This window comes from Pseudomonas sp. P4_C8, from assembly GCF_056401975.1.
The window spans coordinates 1-17,951 of record NZ_JBFUIH010000031.1 but is presented as its reverse complement, the minus strand read 5'-3'; the positions used below and the strand labels follow the sequence as shown (position 1 = coordinate 17,951).

The 17,951-nt window shown below is 59.3% G+C and carries 15 protein-coding genes; 4 read left to right on the top strand and 11 right to left on the bottom strand.

Annotated features, from left to right (window positions below; all coding sequences use genetic code 11):
• Positions 1-27: 27 nt before the first annotated feature.
• The 8 genes from truA to leuC form a co-directional block, all read right to left on the bottom strand.
• Complete coding sequence (gene truA, locus AC1DWM_RS19585) at positions 28-852, bottom strand: tRNA pseudouridine(38-40) synthase TruA (RefSeq protein WP_223511637.1); 825 nt, start codon at positions 850-852, stop codon at positions 28-30.
• Positions 853-1,152: 300 nt separating this feature from the next.
• The gene (locus AC1DWM_RS19580) at positions 1,153-3,762 is read right to left on the bottom strand and encodes a motility hub landmark protein FimV (protein WP_477795906.1); all 2,610 of its coding nucleotides are present in this window, start codon (positions 3,760-3,762) and stop codon (positions 1,153-1,155) included.
• A 208-nt stretch (positions 3,763-3,970) separates the two neighbouring features.
• Complete coding sequence (locus AC1DWM_RS19575; protein ID WP_477795905.1) at positions 3,971-4,981, bottom strand: aspartate-semialdehyde dehydrogenase; 1,011 nt, start codon at positions 4,979-4,981, stop codon at positions 3,971-3,973.
• Positions 4,982-5,221: 240 nt separating this feature from the next.
• On the bottom strand, positions 5,222-6,334 hold the full coding sequence (asd, locus tag AC1DWM_RS19570) for an aspartate-semialdehyde dehydrogenase (protein WP_007944112.1): 1,113 nt from the start codon (positions 6,332-6,334) through the stop codon (positions 5,222-5,224).
• 68 nt (positions 6,335-6,402) lie between these two features.
• Positions 6,403-7,485 carry a 3-isopropylmalate dehydrogenase gene (leuB, locus tag AC1DWM_RS19565; protein WP_123434394.1) on the bottom strand — a complete coding sequence of 361 codons (1,083 nt, stop codon included), beginning with the start codon at positions 7,483-7,485 and terminating at the stop codon, positions 6,403-6,405.
• A 65-nt stretch (positions 7,486-7,550) separates the two neighbouring features.
• Positions 7,551-8,318 carry a class I SAM-dependent methyltransferase gene (locus AC1DWM_RS19560; RefSeq protein WP_223511452.1) on the bottom strand — a complete coding sequence of 256 codons (768 nt, stop codon included), beginning with the start codon at positions 8,316-8,318 and terminating at the stop codon, positions 7,551-7,553.
• A gap of 137 nt (positions 8,319-8,455) precedes the next feature.
• Positions 8,456-9,100, bottom strand: coding sequence for a 3-isopropylmalate dehydratase small subunit (gene leuD, locus AC1DWM_RS19555; protein ID WP_007944116.1), 645 nt, complete (start codon positions 9,098-9,100; stop codon positions 8,456-8,458).
• A gap of 11 nt (positions 9,101-9,111) precedes the next feature.
• Complete coding sequence (gene leuC, locus AC1DWM_RS19550; protein WP_477795904.1) at positions 9,112-10,530, bottom strand: 3-isopropylmalate dehydratase large subunit; 1,419 nt, start codon at positions 10,528-10,530, stop codon at positions 9,112-9,114.
• Positions 10,531-10,678: 148 nt separating this feature from the next.
• Here leuC and AC1DWM_RS19545 point away from each other — a divergent pair, with 148 nt between their 5' ends.
• Positions 10,679-11,569 carry a LysR family transcriptional regulator gene (locus tag AC1DWM_RS19545; protein ID WP_477795903.1) on the top strand — a complete coding sequence of 297 codons (891 nt, stop codon included), beginning with the start codon at positions 10,679-10,681 and terminating at the stop codon, positions 11,567-11,569.
• A 69-nt stretch (positions 11,570-11,638) separates the two neighbouring features.
• On the top strand, positions 11,639-14,932 hold the full coding sequence (locus AC1DWM_RS19540) for a sensor domain-containing protein (RefSeq protein ID WP_477795902.1): 3,294 nt from the start codon (positions 11,639-11,641) through the stop codon (positions 14,930-14,932).
• A gap of 62 nt (positions 14,933-14,994) precedes the next feature.
• Here AC1DWM_RS19540 and AC1DWM_RS19535 read toward each other — a convergent pair whose 3' ends face one another.
• Both AC1DWM_RS19535 and AC1DWM_RS19530 read right to left on the bottom strand, forming a co-directional pair.
• On the bottom strand, positions 14,995-15,366 hold the full coding sequence (locus AC1DWM_RS19535) for a DUF6124 family protein (RefSeq protein ID WP_223511447.1): 372 nt from the start codon (positions 15,364-15,366) through the stop codon (positions 14,995-14,997).
• A gap of 231 nt (positions 15,367-15,597) precedes the next feature.
• Complete coding sequence (locus AC1DWM_RS19530; protein ID WP_477795901.1) at positions 15,598-16,167, bottom strand: DUF4174 domain-containing protein; 570 nt, start codon at positions 16,165-16,167, stop codon at positions 15,598-15,600.
• Positions 16,168-16,347: 180 nt separating this feature from the next.
• On the opposite strand from AC1DWM_RS19530, the gene AC1DWM_RS19525 reads away from it, so the two are divergent.
• Positions 16,348-16,716: a VOC family protein gene (locus AC1DWM_RS19525; RefSeq protein WP_477795900.1), complete on the top strand. Its 369-nt coding sequence runs from the start codon at positions 16,348-16,350 to the stop codon at positions 16,714-16,716.
• Between the two features lie 20 nt (positions 16,717-16,736).
• On the opposite strand, the gene AC1DWM_RS19520 is transcribed toward AC1DWM_RS19525, so the two are convergent.
• Positions 16,737-17,522: a sulfite exporter TauE/SafE family protein gene (locus AC1DWM_RS19520; RefSeq protein ID WP_477795899.1), complete on the bottom strand. Its 786-nt coding sequence runs from the start codon at positions 17,520-17,522 to the stop codon at positions 16,737-16,739.
• A 242-nt stretch (positions 17,523-17,764) separates the two neighbouring features.
• Here AC1DWM_RS19520 and AC1DWM_RS19515 point away from each other — a divergent pair.
• The coding region (locus AC1DWM_RS19515) for a transposase (protein WP_477795898.1) at positions 17,765-17,951 on the top strand (187 nt) is incomplete at its 3' end.

Below are 17,951 nucleotides of genomic sequence, written 5' to 3'. Positions count from 1 at the left end.
GGATGGTAACAAATGCATTCGAGGGCGTCAGCCGTCAAGTTCCGTGAAACCGGTCAGGAAGTGTGGGCCAATGTAACGTTCGGGCAATTGGAACTCATCACGGTACTCGACCTGCACCAGATACAGGCCGAACGGATGCGCCGTCACCCCGCCGGAACGGCGAATGCGGCTTTCCAACACCTCCTTCATCCACTCCACCGGGCGCTCGCCGGTACCGATGGTCATCAGCACGCCCGCAATGTTGCGCACCATGTGGTGCAGGAACGCACTGGCGCGGATGTCCAGCACGATCATCTTGCCGTGACGCGTGACTCGCAGGTGATGCAATTCCTTGATCGGCGACTTGGCCTGACACTGCCCGGCGCGGAACGCACTGAAATCATGCGTACCCACCAGGTACTGCGCCGCTTCAGCCATGCGTTCAACGTCCAGCGGGCGGTGATTCCAGGTGATTTCTTCGTTGAGGTGCGCCGGCCGGATCTGATCGTTGTAGATCACGTAGCGGTAGCGCCGGGCAATAGCCTTGAAACGCGCATGAAAATGCGCCGGCATGACCTTGGCCCAGCTGACACTGACGTCGTGCGGCAAATTGATATTGGCACCCATGACCCAGGCCTTCATCGAACGCTCGACCTGAGTATCGAAATGCACCACCTGACCGCACGCATGCACACCAGCGTCCGTTCGTCCGGCGCACAGCAGCGACACCGGTGAGTCGGCGACTTTGGACAAGGCTTTCTCAAGGGTTTCCTGCACCGTGAGCACGCCGCTGGCCTGGCGTTGCCAGCCACGATAGCGCGAGCCTTTGTATTCAACGCCCAATGCGATCCGGAAAAAGCCGTCGGCCGCCATTTCGGCAGCCGGATTATCTATATTTGCCAAGGGGTGACAGCCTGCTGATGTGCGCAAAGGCGGGCATTATAAGGCCGCTGAAGCGGGACGCCAGAGGCGTATGTCTTTTGTTAATTGGCCTCAACATCCATGTTGAATGTGATGGACTCTTCGCGAGCAGGCTCGCTCCCACATTGAAATGCATACCCTGTGGGAGCGAGCCTGCTCGCGAAAGCAATAGACCCAACACCGCTGGCTCATCGCGAAAACAAAAACGGCAGCCTCAATGGGCTGCCGTTTTCTTTACTGCTGCCTGATCACTCAAGCCAGACGCGAAAGCATTTCCCTGGCTTCGCTCTTCTGCCCGGCATCACCCTCGGTCACCACCTCATTGAGGATGTCCCGTGCGCCGTCGTTGTCGCCCATGTCGATGTAGGCCTGGGCCAGATCGAGCTTGGTAGCGACTTCATCCGTACCAGAGAGGAAGTCGAAGTCCGGCTCGTCAGCCGCCGAGGCCATGGCGTCTTCTGCGGTAAAGCTCGGCTCGCCAATGCTCTGGGACAGACGATCCAGCTCGTCGTTGACGTCATCCAGTTCAGCTTCAAAAGCGTCCGGAATCTCAGCGGCGCGAGGCTCGGCCGGGGTCACGTCCATTTCATCAGCCAGCGACAGGTCAAAATCGGCAGGCAGCTCCAGATCGTCCTGCGGCACTTCAGGCACGACAGGCAAATCCTTCACGCCTTCGTCCAGATCCAGCAGGAAGTCGTCTTCGGCGAGAATGGCCGGCGACGGATCTGCGCCCAGATCCATGTCCAGATCGAAGTCCGACAGGTCGTCGAGGTTTTCCTTGATGTCGGTTTGCTGCTGCAATACCGATTCAAAGCTCAAATCGTCATCCAGCGGAAACTCGTCCAGCTCAGTCGATGCGTCTGCTTCTGGCGCAACCACAGCCGGTGAAGCGACTTCCAGGTCGTCCAGGCTCAAGTCGAAAGCGCTGTCGAAGTCGTCATCGACGGGTGCCGGGGCTTGCGGCTCGTCCAGCAGCAAGTCTTTGACGTACTGAGCGTCCAGCTCTGCGGCGATAGCCGCTGCGGCCAGACCACTTGCGGCGACCACGGCCATAGCCGGGAAGCGCGATTTAAGTTTTTCGACCTGGGCAAAGTTGTCGCCGTTGGCGACCAGCTGGCGCTCCTGACCAACGAACGCATCACGATCGCCCTGCTGACCGTAAACCTCCATCAGTTTCAAACGCAGCTCACTGCGTTGCGGTTCTTGCTTGATGCCGTCTTCCAGCAACGCGGCAGCCTGGTTCAGGCGACCGGCAGTGATGTGCGACTGCGCCTTGCTCAGCACATCGTCATCAGGCTCGGCTGCAGGCGACACCAGCGGTGCAGCTATTGGCGCAGTTACTACAACCGGCGCAATCACTGGTGCTGGCGCAGGTGCCGGGGTCGGCGCAGTGGCGAATTTTGCGCTCGGTGGCGGAACTTCCAGACCGTCGAAACTGCTATCCGACAGGTCGCTGTCAAAGGACAAATCCTGCCCTTCTGACAAGGCACGGGCCATGCGCAGGTGTTTATCGGCTTCTTGCTGAGCTTTGCGGCGACGTGCCAGCAACAGCAGCAAGAGCGCGAGAACCACCGCACCGCCACCGATCAGTCCCAACAGCACCGGGTTGGACAGCAGCTCGTTGAATTTTTGGTTGTCGGAGAGAGCAGGTGCCGGCTCGGTTGTTGGTTCGGCAGGAGCGGCAGCTGCTTCTGGCGCAGGTGCTGCCGGAGTCGGTGCTACGTCAGCCGGAGCCGTCGCAGGGTCGGCCGCCAACTCAGCCGATATGGCCGGAGCAGCCGTTGCAGCAGGTGCACCCGCCGCACCCTCGGCCTGCAACTTGGCCAATTGATTGTTCTTCAGCTCGAGCAGGCGTTGCAGCTTGTCCACCTGACTTTGCAGATCAGTCATGCGGCTTTTCAGTTCAGCGTTGTCACGACGCGTCGTGTCGAGGCTTTCCTGGGTCACGGCCAGCTTGTTGCTCAGATTCTTGGCATCGCCCGCAGCGCCTTTGCCACCCGCCTTGCCGGATTCGGCCGAGACCAGGCTCAGCTTGTCCTTGGAGTCTTGTGCAGTACCGGCGTCAGCGCTACCACGCTTGGTGGCATCGAGTTGTTGCTGGCCGGTGCCGGGTTTCGCCACATAACGACGGCCCTGGCGCCACGCGGTGTTCTGCGCGGCCACTTCAGCGATTGCCTTGGCGTGTGGCAGGCTGGTGGCTTGCGCCTGATCCGGCAGGCGCAGCACCTGACCGGTTTTCAGGCGGTTGATGTTGCCGTCGATAAAGGCATCCGGGTTCAACGCCTGGATGGCCAGCATGGTTTGCTGAATCGAGCCACCGTTGCGCGCCTTCGCGGCGATTTCCCACAGGGTGTCGCGCGGCGAGGTGGTGTGTTGAGTCGGTTTAGTCGCACCGGTCACCGGGGCGGTGACGGTTTGAGTCGGCGCTGGCTGCGTAGCCGCATCAACAGTCTGCGGCGAGAATTTGGACGGATCGAGCAGCACACTGTAATCGCGCAGCAGGCGACCGTTTGGCCACATCACTTGAACGAGGAATTTCACCATCGGTTCGGACAGGGGTTTGCTGGAAGTCACACGCAGGATGCTTCTACCACTGGCGTTGAGCACCGGTGTGAAGGTCAGGTCATTGAGAAATGCCTGGCGGTCAACACCGGCCTTGGCGAAGTCTTCGGGCGAGGCCAGGCTCGGCACCACTTCGGCAACCGTAAGGTCCTTGACGTCAAGCAGCTCGATTTCCGCCACCAAGGGTTGGTTCAGCGTCGACTTCAGGGTCAATTCCCCGAGCCCGAGGGCATGTGCCATGCCGGAGGACAGCGCCGAGGCGGCCGCAATTGCTAACACCAGTTTGCGAACTTGAACCATAGCCTCATCCTTTGTTTAAACATTCCTCGGCCAGCGAGAAGGTCTTGATAGTCGCTGCCGTCAGGCATTGCGCGCGGCGTCGACGTGTCATCGCGCGCGATCATTTCTTGCATGCTCCGCAAAGCCCCGCAAGGTGGCTTTCCTTTAGCACCGCGGCCAAGCATAGCGCCCGGTTAGAATCATTCTGCAAATTGTTGCCAAGTATCTTTTACAGCAGGTCTTTTATCAACAATTCAGCCACCTGCACAGCATTCAGCGCGGCGCCTTTGCGTACGTTATCTGACGTCAGCCACACATTAAGTTCCGACAGGTCGTCGATACCGCTGCGAACCCGACCGACGTACACCACGTCTTGCCCCACCGCATCGCCCACTGCGGTCGGGTAATCGCCGGCCTCGACCAGCTCGATACCGGGCGCATCTTCCAGCGCCGCGTTGACTTTCGCCAGGTCGACAGCACTCGCTGACTGCAAGGTCACACTAAAGCTATCGCCAAAAAACACCGGGGCTTGAATGCAAGTGACGGAAATCTTTAATGACGGCAGCGCCAACACCTGCCGCAACTCACGCACCAGGCGTTTTTCCAGCAGCGTATGGCCTTGTTCATCCGGCTTGCCGACCTGAGCCAGCAGGTTGAACGCCATTTGCCGATCAAAGAACGTCGGCTCCAGCGGACGCACATTCAGCAGCTCGGCGGTTTGCCGGGCCAGCTCCGTCACCGCTTCGCGCCCTTGGGCGGAGACCGCCAGGCTGGCGGTCACGTTGACCCGCTGCAGATCGATCACCCCAAGCAACGGCGCCAGCACCACGGCCAGGGTGGTGGCCGACGGGCTGGGACTGCTGACCTGGAATGGTTTTTTCAATCCAGTCAACACCTCGGCATTGGCTTCCGGCACCACTTGAGGCGCCTGATCGGCCGGCAAAGCGCCAGACAGGTCGATCAACGAGCAACCGGCGGCACTAGCGCGCGACGCGAAACTGAGAGTCACCGCAGGGCCAGCCGCGAAAAACACCAACTGGACTTTGCTGAAATCGAATTCATCAACTTCCCGCACCCGCACATTCTTGCCGCGAAACGGCACCGAATGCCCGGCCGATTCGCTGCTCGCCAACAAATGCAGGTTGCCTACCGGAAAGTCGCGCTCTTCAAGAATCTGCACCAGCGTTTCGCCGACAGTACCGGTGGCGCCGATCACGGCGATATCAAAGGACTGGCTCATGGTTCTACCTCTGGCGAAACGGGGGGAGCGGCACTTTACCGGGTGGGTGGCGTACAGGCAATTTCTGACGGGGATTTGTGGTGTCTGTGCCGGCCTCATCGCGAACAAGCTCGACTCGTACAGGATCGGTGTCGCACTTGTAGGAGCCGAGCTTGCTCGCGATGGCGGCTTAACAGACCCCCAACAACCAAAAAACCCGCACCTCTTTCAAGGCACGGGTTCTTTTATTGCTTCAATCGATCAACGCTCAAGCAGGATCCGCAGCATGCGACGCAGCGGCTCGGCCGCGCCCCACAGCAGTTGGTCGCCGACGGTGAAGGCACCGACGAATTGCGAACCCATGTTCAGCTTGCGCAGACGGCCAACTGGCACGTTCAGGGTGCCGGTGACCTTGGTCGGGCTCAGCTCCTGCATGCTGATGTCGCGGTTGTTCGGCACCAGCTTGACCCAAGGGTTGTGCTGGCTGATCAGCCCTTCGATGTCGGCGATCGGCACGTCTTTGTTCAGTTTGATGGTCAGCGCCTGGCTGTGGCAGCGCATGGCGCCGATGCGCACGCAGATGCCGTCAACCGGGATCGGGCTCTTGAAGCGACCGAGGATCTTGTTGGTCTCGGCCTGGGCCTTCCACTCTTCGCGGCTTTGACCGTTCGGCAGTTCCTTGTCGATCCACGGGATCAGGCTGCCGGCCAGCGGTACGCCGAAGTTTTCGGTCGGGTACGCTTCGCTGCGCATGGCTTCGGCCACACGACGGTCGATGTCGAGGATGGCGCTGGCCGGGTCAGCCAGTTGATCCGCGACAGCAGCGTGGGTCGCGCCCATTTGCTTGATCAGTTCACGCATGTTCTGCGCGCCGGCACCGGAGGCCGCCTGATAAGTCATGGCGCTCATCCACTCGACCAGACCGGCTTCAAACAGACCGCCCAGGCCCATCAGCATCAGGCTGACGGTGCAGTTGCCACCGATGTAGTTCTTGGTGCCCGCATCCAGTTGCTGGTCGATGACCTTGCGGTTGACCGGGTCCAGGACGATGACCGCGTCATCCTGCATGCGCAGGCTGGAAGCGGCGTCGATCCAGTAACCCTGCCAGCCGGCTTCGCGCAGCTTGGGGAATACTTCGCTGGTGTAGTCGCCACCCTGGCAGGTCAGAATCACGTCGAGGGTTTTCAGCTCTTCAATGCTGTAAGCGTCCTTGAGCGGAGCAATGTCCTTGCCCACGGACGGGCCTTGGCCACCGACATTGGAAGTGGTGAAAAACACCGGCTCAATAAGATCGAAATCCTGCTCTTCCAGCATCCGCTGCATGAGCACGGAACCGACCATACCGCGCCAACCGATCAGACCTACACGTTTCATCGCAACTACACCTTCTTAAAAAGTGGGCCGCTGCTTTCGAAGTTGAAAGTGGCAGCGGGCCCGAGAGATTACAGATTCCGCAGCGCGGCGACTACTGCGTCGCCCATTTCTTGCGTACCGACTTTAGTGCAACCTGCCGACCAAATGTCGCCCGTGCGCAGGCCTTGGTCCAGCACCAGGCTCACGGCTTTCTCGATGGCATCGGCCGCAGCCTGCTGGTTGAAGCTGTAACGCAGCATCATCGACACCGACAAAATGGTCGCCAACGGGTTGGCGATGCCCTTGCCGGCGATGTCCGGCGCCGAACCGTGGCACGGCTCGTACATGCCCTTGTTGTTGGTGTCGAGGGACGCCGACGGCAGCATGCCGATGGAACCGGTGAGCATCGAGGCCTGGTCGGACAGGATGTCGCCGAACATGTTGTCAGTGACGATCACGTCGAACTGCTTCGGCGCACGCACCAGTTGCATGGCGGCGTTGTCGACATACATGTGGCTCAGTTCGACTTGCGGGTAATCCTTGGCCACTTCCTCGACGATTTCACGCCACAGCTGGCTGGACGCCAGCACGTTGGCCTTGTCCACCGAGCACAGTTTCTTGCCGCGGACCATGGCCATGTCGAAACCGACGCGGGCGATGCGGCGGATTTCGCTTTCGCTGTACGGCAGGGTGTCGTAGGACTGACGCTCGCCGTTTTCCAGGGTACGGGTGCCGCGTGGCGCGCCGAAGTAGATACCGCCGGTCAGTTCGCGAACGATCAGGATGTCCAGGCCGGCCACGATTTCCGGCTTCAGGCTCGAAGCCTCGGCCAGTTGCGGGTACAGGATCGCCGGACGCAGGTTGCCGAACAGGCCCAGTTGCGCACGAATTTTCAGCAGACCGCGCTCAGGGCGGATGTCACGCTCAATGGTGTCCCATTTCGGGCCGCCCACGGCACCCAGCAACACAGCGTCGGCTGCGCGCGCACGCTCCAGGGTTTCGTCGGCCAATGGCACGCCGTGCTTGTCGATGGCCGCGCCGCCGATCACGTCGTGGCTCAGCTCGAAGCCCAAGCTGTACTTGTCGCTGGCCAATTCCAGCACCTTGACCGCTTCGGCCATGATTTCCGGGCCAATACCGTCACCTGGGAGAATCAGAATCTGCTTGCTCATGCTTTCCTCATGTCATCAGTCGGTGCGCCCAGGGGCGCACCCGGAAAAATTCTATCGTCCGGAGCTTATCGTTCTGCAATCAGTACCAGCACATCTGTACTGAACGAACCATCGGCCTCAATCTCGAAATATTCGCGTACTTCATTACCCATCGACTGCTGCAACTCGCGGATGGCAGCGCGCATCACTTCAGGTGTGCGCATGCGCTCAACCCACGAGGTGTACTCCAGACGCAGCCGTTGACGCGTGGTGCTGCGGGTATGCAACCCCGCTTCACTGACCTGACGCAACCACTCGCCGGCGGAATAATCGCGCACGTGACTAGTGTCGCGCAGCACTTCGACGCTTTGCAGGTAAGTGTCGAACAACGGACTACCCGGTGACAACACGTCGATGAACGCCGCCACGCCACCCGGTTTCAGCACCCGACGAACTTCCCGCAGAGCCAGGCCGAGATCGCTCCAATGGTGCGCCGAATATCGGCTGAACACGAAGTCGAACTCGCCATCGGCGAACGGCAGGCGCTCGGCGGCACCGAGGACCGTCGATACGTTGCTCAAGCCACGATCAACGGCAGCACCGGCAACCACATCGAGCATTTGCTGGGACAGGTCGTAGGCCACCACGTCCTTGACCAGCGAGGCCACATGAAAACTCACATGGCCGGCGCCGCAGCCCAGGTCCAATACCCGAGCATCGCCCTGCCCGGCCAGTTCGGCCTGTAGCAGTGCAAATTCGGTGCCTTGAGCGTGAACGGCGCTGCTCAGATAGGCCGAGGCCTGTTCACCGAATTGCTTTTGGACTACCTGGCTGTGCGGGGCGGTGCTGGTCATGGGGACTTCCTTTTTCAGGGTTTAGTCTTGTGTTGTTTGGGCGGGCCTCTTCGCTGGCAAGCCAGCTCCTACAGGAATTGCGCTGTCCTGGTAGGAGCTGGCTTGCCAGCGAAAGCGGCATCACGCCTTACGCAAAATCAAGCGTCGCGAAACAACCACGGCTGGCTCGCACGATGCTTGGCCTCAAACGTCGCAATCGCCTCATGGTCCTGCAACGTCAGGCCGATATCGTCCAGACCGTTCAACAGGCAATGCTTGCGGAACGCATCAATCTCAAAGTTCAGCACCTTGCCGTCCGGGCGTGTCACGGTCTGGGCTTGCAGATCAACCTGCAACTGGTAGCCAGGATTCGCTTCGACCTGCTGGAACAACTCATCAACCTCAGCGTCGCTCAAAATGATCGGCAGCAAGCCGTTCTTGAAGCTGTTGTTGAAGAAGATGTCGGCGTAGCTCGGCGCGATGATGCTGCGGAAACCGTATTCTTCCAGCGCCCACGGCGCGTGTTCACGACTGGAGCCGCAACCGAAGTTTTCACGTGCCAGCAAAACGCTGGCGCCTTGATAACGTTCGGCGTTGAGGACGAAGTCCTTGTTCAGCGGACGCTTGGAGTTGTCCTGATACGGTTGCCCCACATCCAGGTAACGCCATTCATCGAACAGGTTCGGGCCAAAACCCGTGCGCTTGATCGACTTCAAGAACTGCTTCGGAATGATCTGATCGGTATCGACGTTGGCACGATCCAAAGGCGCGACAAGACCAGTGTGCTGGGTAAAAGCTTTCATGCTGCGCTCCTTTAGATCAATTCACGGACGTCGATGAAACGACCGTTTACAGCAGCGGCGGCGGCCATCGCCGGGCTGACGAGGTGAGTACGACCACCAGCGCCCTGACGGCCTTCGAAGTTGCGGTTGGAGGTCGAAGCGCAATGCTCGCCCGACTCCAAACGGTCCGGGTTCATCGCCAGGCACATCGAGCACCCCGGCTCACGCCATTCAAAACCGGCTTCGAGGAAAATCTTGTCCAGACCTTCCGCTTCGGCCTGCGCCTTTACCAGGCCCGAGCCCGGCACGACGATGGCCTGCTTGATGGTCGACGCGACTTTGCGGCCCTTGGCGATCACGGCGGCTGCGCGCAAGTCTTCGATCCGCGAGTTGGTGCAGGAGCCGATGAACACGCGATCCAGCTGAATGTCAGTGATCGCCTGATTGGCGGTCAAACCCATGTACTTCAAAGCGCGAACGATCGAATCGCGTTTGACCAGGTCCATTTCCTTCGCAGGATCCGGTACGTTCTGATCGACAGCCAACACCATCTCAGGCGAGGTGCCCCAGCTGACTTGCGGCTTGATCCGGGTGGCGTCGAGTTCAACGATGGTGTCGAAGGTGGCGTCTTTATCCGACACCAGGTCTTTCCACGCTTCGACGGCCAAGTCCCATTCCGCGCCTTTCGGGGCGAATGGACGGCCCTTCACGTAGGCCACGGTTTTTTCGTCCGCTGCTACCAGACCAACGCGTGCGCCGGCCTCGATGGACATGTTGCAAATAGTCATGCGGCCTTCAACGGACAAGTCACGAATCGCGCTACCGGCGAATTCGATGGCATGGCCGTTACCGCCAGCGGTGCCGATTTTGCCGATCACAGCGAGGACGATGTCCTTGGCCGTCACGCCGAACGGCAATTGGCCTTCGACCGACACCAGCATATTCTTCATTTTCTTGGCGACCAGGCACTGAGTGGCGAGCACGTGCTCGACCTCGGAGGTGCCGATACCGTGAGCCAGGGCACCGAACGCACCGTGGGTCGAGGTATGGGAGTCGCCGCAAACTACGGTCATGCCCGGCAAAGTCGCGCCCTGCTCCGGGCCGATAACGTGGACGATGCCTTGGCGAATGTCGTTCATCTTGAATTCGACGATGCCGTATTCATCACAGTTGTCGTCGAGGGTCTGAACCTGCAAACGCGAGACCTCGTCGACAATGGCTTCGATGCCGCCCTTGCGCTCTGGTGTGGTCGGTACGTTGTGGTCCGGGGTCGCGATGTTGGCATCGATGCGCCAAGGCTTGCGCCCGGCCAGACGCAGGCCTTCAAAGGCTTGCGGCGAGGTCACTTCATGGATGATGTGACGATCGATATAAATCAGCGCCGAGCCATCGTCGCGCTGTTTGACCAAATGCGAATCCCAGAGCTTGTCGTAGAGCGTTTTGCCGGCCATCAGACGGTTTCCTCATCAGCTTGTTTCTATGCCCTGGGTTATGAGCAATTCAATAACCCCTTGGCTTGTGAGGTCGATCCTAGGGGGTTAGATTAAATAACTCAAATTCATATTTTTTATGCTTTGGATAACCAACTGGAATACAACAATGGATCTGGCCAACCTCAATGCCTTTATCGCGATTGCCGAGACCGGGAGCTTCTCCGGTGCAGGTGAACGGCTGCACCTGACCCAACCGGCGATCAGCAAGCGTATCGCCGGTCTGGAGCAGCAATTGAAGGTTCGGCTGTTTGATCGCCTGGGCCGTGAAGTCGGCCTGACCGAGGCCGGCCGCGCCCTGCTGCCAAGGGCTTATCAGATACTGAATGTGCTGGACGACACCCGGCGCGCCCTGACCAATCTGACCGGCGAAGTGTCCGGCCGTCTGACCCTGGCCACCAGTCACCATATCGGCCTGCACCGTTTGCCACCCTTATTAAGGGAGTTCACCCGGCGTTACCCTCAAGTGGCGCTGGATATTCAGTTCCTCGATTCGGAAGTGGCCTACGAAGAAATCCTCCATGGCCGCGCGGAACTGGCAGTGATTACGTTGGCGCCGGAGCCGCACACGCTGGTCAAGGCGACGCCGGTGTGGGACGACCCGCTGGATTTCGTGGTCGCCCCGGAGCATTCGCTGATCAGCAACGGCCCGGTGAGTCTGGCAGATATCGCCCTGCACCCGGCGGTCTTCCCCGGCGGCAACACCTTTACTCATCACATCGTTCAGCGGCTGTTTGAGGCGCAAGGCCTGACACCGAACATCGCCATGAGCACCAATTATCTGGAAACGATCAAGATGATGGTCTCAATCGGCTTGGCCTGGAGCGTATTGCCGCGCACGATGCTGGATGAACAGGTTGCGCGAATACCCTTACCCGGCATACAACTGACTCGCAAGCTAGGCTATATCCTACACACCGAAAGGACGCTATCGAATGCGGCAAAGGCGTTTATGGCTTTGCTGGATGCACAAATCGATCTGCCAGGGACTCATGGCTAATGTGTGCTACGCCTATAGAGCCGAAAAACTCTACGCTTAACGCCCATTTCCGCCGAAGGCCTGTTGCCAATGCCGAAATCTGTTGACCGTATCCCCTCGATGCCGCGCATTCAGGCGCTTGACCCTAAACGGTCCGAGCTGAGCTGGCAAAGCGCGCCACAATTGCTCGCCGCCTTGAACGGCGCGCGGCTGGGTGCCTGGTGTTGGGACATCGAGCGCGGGCAGATCAGCTGGTCACGGGGGACTCAGGCGCTGTTTGGTTTCGATCCGCATGTGCCATTGCCCGCAGACCTGCAATACCTCGATTTGGTGCCGCCGGAAGATCGCGCGAAAACCGTCCGGGCGTTCGATGCCGTGATTGCCGGCGCCCCCCTTGCACAAGCAATGCGCCACCGCATTCGCTGGCCCGATGGCAGCCTGCACTGGCTGGAAATCAGCGGCAGCCTGCTGCCGGACATAAACGGTCGGCCACGCATGATAGGTGTCATCCGCGAAATCACTCATCAGCGTCTGCGCGAACAAGCCCTGAGCAGCTCGGAAAAACGCTTCGCCACGCTGTTTCACCTGTGCCCGAACATGGTGTTGCTGACCCGCCAGGAAGACGGCCTGATCACCGAAGCCAACCAGTACTTTGAAAGTCTGTTCGGCTGGCCGGTGCAAAACGCGATCGGCCGCACCACGCTGGAACTGGGCCTTTGGGTTCACCCGGAGCAACGCGCCGAACTGGCTTCGGCCAGCATGGCCAAAGGCGAGCTGATCAGCATGGAAGTACAGCTTCGTGCCAGCAACGGGCAGATCCACAACGGCATCCTCAGTGCGCAAAAAGTCGAACTCGAGGGCCAGCCGTATCTGCTGAGCACCTTCCTCGACACCACCGAACGAAAAATCGCCGAACAAGCCCTCAAGGACAGCCAGGAGCGTCTCGACCTCGCCCTGGATTCGGCGCAACTCGGCACTTGGGACTGGCACATTCCCAGCGGCATGCTCTACGGCTCGGCGCGGGCCGCGCAGTTGCACGGGCTGGAGGCCAAACCCTTCCATGAATCCTTCGACGATTTTTTCGAAGGCGTGCCTGGCGAAGATCGCGACACCATGCGCAACGCCTATCGCAGCCTGCGCGAAGGCCCGGCCGGCAATTATCAACTGACCTACCGTGTACAACTGCCGGACGGCAGTTCGCGCTACCTGGAAAGCCGCGCCCGCCTCTACCGCGATGAAAACGGCTTGCCGCTGCGCATGGCCGGCACCCTGCTGGACATCACCGATCAGGTAGAGCGCGAACAGCGACTGGTGGCCTCCGAAGAGAAATTCGCCACGCTGTTCCAGGTCAGTCCGGACCCGATTTGCGTGACAGACCAGGACACCGGCCAATTCATCGAGATCAACTCCAGTTTCACCCAGACCTTTGGCTGGAGCGCCGCCGAAGTGATTGGCCACAGCGCCGACGAGATTGGCCTGTGGGACGCGGCGGCGAATAGCCCTCAACGGATCGAACAGATCATCCGTGAACAAGGGCTGGACAATGTCGCCATCGTCGCCCAGCACAAGGACGGGCAATCCCTGACCTGCGTGATTTCCAGCCACCAGATCAGTGTTGGCAACCAACCCTGCATCGTCACCACCTTGCGCGATATCTCCCACCAGCAACGCTCCGAAGCTGCGCTCAAAGCCAGTGAAGAGAAGTTCGCCAAGGCGTTCCACTCAAGCCCCGATGCCATCACCATTACCGAGCGCGATACCGGGCGTTATCTGGAGGTCAACGACGGTTTCTGCCGCCTGACCGGCTACCGCGCGCAAGAAGTGATCGGTCATACGGTGTATGAAGTGGGCATTTGGGCCGAAGAGAAACAACGTTCGGCGTTGCTGGCCGAGCTGCAGATCAAGGGCCGTGTGCATCACCGGGAAATGCTCGGGCGCAATAAAGGTGGGGAGTTGCTGACCGTCGAAGTCTCGGTCGAGCCGATCACCCTCAACGAAACCGCCTGCCTGTTGCTGACGGCTCGCGACGTCAGCCTGCTGAAAAACGCCGAAGCGCAAATCCGTCACCTGGCCTACCACGACCCCCTGACCAACCTGCCCAACCGCGCCTTGCTGATGGACCGCCTGAGCCAGCAAATCGCCTTACTCAAGCGCCATAATCTGCGGGGTGCGTTGCTGTTCCTGGACCTCGATCACTTCAAGCACATCAACGACTCCCTCGGTCACCCGGTCGGCGATACGGTGCTGAAAATCATCACCGCGCGACTGGAAGCCAGCGTGCGCATGGAAGACACCGTGGCGCGGCTGGGCGGTGACGAATTTGTGGTGTTGCTCAGCGGTCTGGAAGGTTCGCGCAATGAAGTCAGCGCTGAGGTTCAAGAACAGGCCGACACGTTACGAGAACTGTTGTCGGAGCCGATGTTCCTCGATGGCCAGCGCCTGCAAGTGACACCAAGCATAGGCATCGCACTGATTCCGGACCATGGCTCGACCCCGACCGACCTGCTCAAACGCGCCGACATCGCGCTTTACCGCGCCAAGGACTCGGGTCGCAACACCTCGCAGATGTATCACAACGCCATGCAGAAGGCCGCCAGCGAACGCCTGCGCATGGAAACCGACCTGCGCCTGGCCCTTTCCCGGGGAGAATTTCATGTGCATTACCAACCTCAGGTCGACGCCCGGGGCAATCGCATTGTCGGCGCCGAAGCGCTGGTGCGCTGGGATCACCCGGAACTTGGCGCGCAATCCCCGACCGAGTTCATCAAGGTGCTGGAAGACAGCGGCCTGATTCTTGAAGTTGGCACCTGGATAATCGACGAAGCCTGCGGGGCCTTCAAACAGCTGGTCGCCAAAGGCCTGGTCAACCCGCTCAGCTTCAGCCTGTGCGTGAACATCAGCCCGAGGCAATTTCGTCAAACCGATTTCGTCGAGCGTATCGAACACTGCCTCACCAGCCACGGCCTGCCCTGCTCGCTGCTGAAACTTGAAATCACTGAAGGCATCGTCATCCAGAACCTGGAAGACACCATCAACAAAATGCGCCGCCTGAAAAAACTCGGCGTGAGTTTCGCGATGGACGACTTCGGCACCGGCTACTCCTCACTGACCTACCTCAAGCGCTTGCCGGTCGACACCCTGAAAATCGATCAGTCGTTCATTCGCGACGCTACTACCGATCCGAACGACGCCGAGATCATCCGCGCCATTGTCGCCATGGCTCGCAGCCTGGAGCTGAAAGTGATTGCCGAAGGGGTGGAAACGCCGGAGCAACTGGAGTTTTTGCAGGGGCTGGGTTGCGATTTTTATCAGGGGTATTTACACAGCCGGCCGTTGCCGGTGGAAGAGTTTCAAAAACTCCTCAAGCAACCCCGGCCCCTGTAGCAGCTGCAGGCGGCTAAAAATGGGTGACCCTTTGAGGTCGTCCATTTTCGTTGGATGCCTGCTTAATGCCGAGTCACTGGCTGGCCGGCAGACGCATCGTCACGCGAAGCAAGATTGTCCCGCACCTGAGTCACCAACAACTCGGCGACCATCGCCAACTGCTGAATCGAAAACACTTCACCGCGGTTCGGCCCTTCCAGTTTTGCGGCAAAATTCTCGAGCAGGGCATTCAGTGACGCGAGGGTTTCGCAGGCTTGTTTTAGCAGGGTCAGTGTGTCGACGCCGGGGGCAATGGCGAATATCTGCTGGGGCGAAGAAACACGCCTGGGGCGCTGCGTGACCGCCACTTTTGCGGTTTCGCACACCTTCGCGGGAGCGGGATGATCGGCATCGGTTGGGGTTTGCGGTTGTTGAGGCTTGCTTAACTTTTTCACAGGCGAGGCTCCTTTTTTCCACGGGTGTTTTCGTCCTTGGGTCCCTCAATATCGCGGACTTCCATAAAGGCTAGCGGTGCGCGCTGTAGGGCACCAGTTCATCAAGTGCTACACGACTTGAAGGAAATTTCCGAAGCCAATGAAGGCGGATACTTCACCGGCAAAAAAAAATGGGTGATCGTGACAGTCGGGTATCGCTATAACTGATAACCACAGGGGTTCGGTGGAGTGTCAGTCATCCGGCATTTCCGGAACCTTGGCGGGTTTGCCCGATTTTCCATGCTTGGCAGCCTTGGTGCCTTGGGCATCTTTGACCGGATCGGCTACAACGGGGAGCGCTACCGTGGGCGCGGGGGCTTCTTTCTCTGCCGCTGGCAGGGCGTCAATGGTGTCGAAAATCTTCTTCAAATCGACCGACTTTGATTCATCCCCCGAGCTCTCAAGCTTCTTCTCGCCGTCCTTGCCGATCAGGATCACTTTGGGCAACGCCCCCGCACCGAGTTTCAGGGCGCGTATCAGTGCCATGGTGTCCTGCTGACCGAGATCCTTGCCGTCGAGTTGCCCGAACATGTTCAGCACGCTGTACACCCTGATATTGCGCTGGGCGATACCCTCCTTGTTAGCCGGATCGTTCAGCGACTTTTTCAGGCCCGTCCAGACCGGGTCGGCGGTGCTGGGCGCAATGACAATCAGTGGCCGGAACCTGCCTTTATCCATGTCCAACGGTGAATCACTTTCGGCTGCGAGCAAGGGACCGGCGAAAGCCAGCAAGGTTGTCAGGGTCAAAAACCTGATGAGCATGCGCATCTCCTTTTGATAACCACGCTCTAATGATTGCGCATCGCGACGTTCGTTCCGGGTGACGCACCGCGAATGTGTTTCGCCTTGACCCAAGCTTAGGTCAGGGCGGTCATTGCGCAACAGGCTGGGCTAATCTCAAAGCTCCTGTCGATCCACCTGAATCGCCGTGAGGACTTCTCCATGAGCGCTCAGCTGAACCACACCATCGTCTGGTGTCGCAACAAGCAGATATCGGCGAATTTCCTCGCCGAACTCCTCGGCCTGCCCGCCCCCGAGCCTTTCGGCCCCATGTTGATCGTCAAATTCGACAACGGCGTGTCGCTGGATTTCTACAACAACGAGCCGCCGATTGCGTCCCAGCACTATGCGTTCTTGATTGGTGAAGACGACTTCGACAGGGCCTTCGCGCGCCTGCAAGCACGCGGCCAGCCGTGGTGGGCGGACCCGGGCAAGCAGAAGCCGAAGGAAATCAATGAATACGCCGGGGGACGGCGGGTGTATTTCGATGACCCGGACGGTCATCTGCTGGAGATTTTCACCCGCGAGTGACACTGGCGAATCAGTGGGAATCAGAACGCCAGTTTGTAACCGATCATCACCAACATCGTCGCCAGGCAAGGACGCAGTACTTCATCGGAAATCTTGCCGGTCAAATGACTGCCCAACCAGATACCGGGTAGCGAACCGATCAGCAAGTAACCCAACACGTGCCAGTCCATGTTGCCCATGCTCGCATGGCCAAGCCCGGCGACCAGGGTCAGCGGTACGGCGTGGGCGATTTCCGTGCCGACAAGGCGACGGGTTGGCAGCAGCGGATACAGGATGAACAATGCCACGGTGCCAAGGGCGCCAGCACCGATGGACGTCAGCGCAACCATGGTGCCCAGCACCAGGCCGGTGATGACCGTCATCACGTTGAGGCGTTTACCACTGGGGTTGTAGTTACCACCGGCACGATTGTGCGCAAACTCAAGCAGGCGCTTCTTGAAGAGAATCGCCAACGCCGTGGCGAACAGGACGAAGCCCAGCGCTTGTTTGATGATGGCATTCATTGTTTCTGGCGCGGTGTGCAAACTGCTCAGGAACCACAGCGTCAACGCCACGGCCGGCACGCTGCCAAGAGTCAGCCAGCCCGTAATCGCCCAATCGATGTTGTTGTTTTTCCTGTGAACCAGCACGCCACTGGATTTGGTGATCGCCGCGTACAGCAGATCGGTACCGACCGCCGTCGCGGGGTTGATGCCGAACCACAGCAGAATCGGGGTCATCAACGACCCGCCACCAACGCCAGTCATGCCGACAATAAAGCCAACGACCAACCCGGCAATGACCAACCCGATGTTCACTAATTCCATTGATACGTCCACAAAGACCGCAGGAGAAATCTGGCCCGCAGCATAGCGATTTTTCTTATAACCACTTATATCGATGCGGACTATCGTTATATCCGAGATGTAACTACACCCCCCATTCCCCTGTAGGAGCGGAGCTTGCTCGCGATGGCGGACTGTGAGCCAACACATAGGTTGAATGCTATACCGCTATCGCGAGCAAGCTTGATCTGGCCTAATGAAATTGGACACATCAATAGGGCGCTATGATGGCGCCCAAATCTAAGGTGTGCATGATGATGCGAAAGTCCTATTCCAGCGAGTTCAAGCTCAATGCTGCAAGCATGGTGCTTGATGAAGACCAGCCCATTCTTGAGGTCTGCGCCAACTTCGATATCGGCCCTACTGCGTTGCGCCGCTGGGTCGAGCAGGTCAGGAAAGAACGTGCAGGCT

Excerpts from the sequence above, each read along its gene's own strand:
- truA (WP_223511637.1), bottom strand. The coding sequence starts at position 852 with ATGGCGGCCGACGGCTTTTTCCGGATCGCATTGGGCGTTGAATACAAA.
- AC1DWM_RS19580 (WP_477795906.1), bottom strand. The coding sequence starts at position 3,762 with ATGGTTCAAGTTCGCAAACTGGTGTTAGCAATTGCGGCCGCCTCGGCG.
- AC1DWM_RS19575 (WP_477795905.1), bottom strand. The coding sequence starts at position 4,981 with ATGAGCCAGTCCTTTGATATCGCCGTGATCGGCGCCACCGGTACTGTC.
- asd (WP_007944112.1), bottom strand. The coding sequence starts at position 6,334 with ATGAAACGTGTAGGTCTGATCGGTTGGCGCGGTATGGTCGGTTCCGTG.
- leuB (WP_123434394.1), bottom strand. The coding sequence starts at position 7,485 with ATGAGCAAGCAGATTCTGATTCTCCCAGGTGACGGTATTGGCCCGGAA.
- AC1DWM_RS19560 (WP_223511452.1), bottom strand. The coding sequence starts at position 8,318 with ATGACCAGCACCGCCCCGCACAGCCAGGTAGTCCAAAAGCAATTCGGT.
- leuD (WP_007944116.1), bottom strand. The coding sequence starts at position 9,100 with ATGAAAGCTTTTACCCAGCACACTGGTCTTGTCGCGCCTTTGGATCGT.
- leuC (WP_477795904.1), bottom strand. The coding sequence starts at position 10,530 with ATGGCCGGCAAAACGCTCTACGACAAGCTCTGGGATTCGCATTTGGTC.
- AC1DWM_RS19545 (WP_477795903.1), top strand. The coding sequence starts at position 10,679 with ATGGATCTGGCCAACCTCAATGCCTTTATCGCGATTGCCGAGACCGGG.
- AC1DWM_RS19540 (WP_477795902.1), top strand. The coding sequence starts at position 11,639 with ATGCCGAAATCTGTTGACCGTATCCCCTCGATGCCGCGCATTCAGGCG.
- AC1DWM_RS19530 (WP_477795901.1), bottom strand. The coding sequence starts at position 16,167 with ATGCTCATCAGGTTTTTGACCCTGACAACCTTGCTGGCTTTCGCCGGT.
- AC1DWM_RS19525 (WP_477795900.1), top strand. The coding sequence starts at position 16,348 with ATGAGCGCTCAGCTGAACCACACCATCGTCTGGTGTCGCAACAAGCAG.
- AC1DWM_RS19520 (WP_477795899.1), bottom strand. The coding sequence starts at position 17,522 with ATGGAATTAGTGAACATCGGGTTGGTCATTGCCGGGTTGGTCGTTGGC.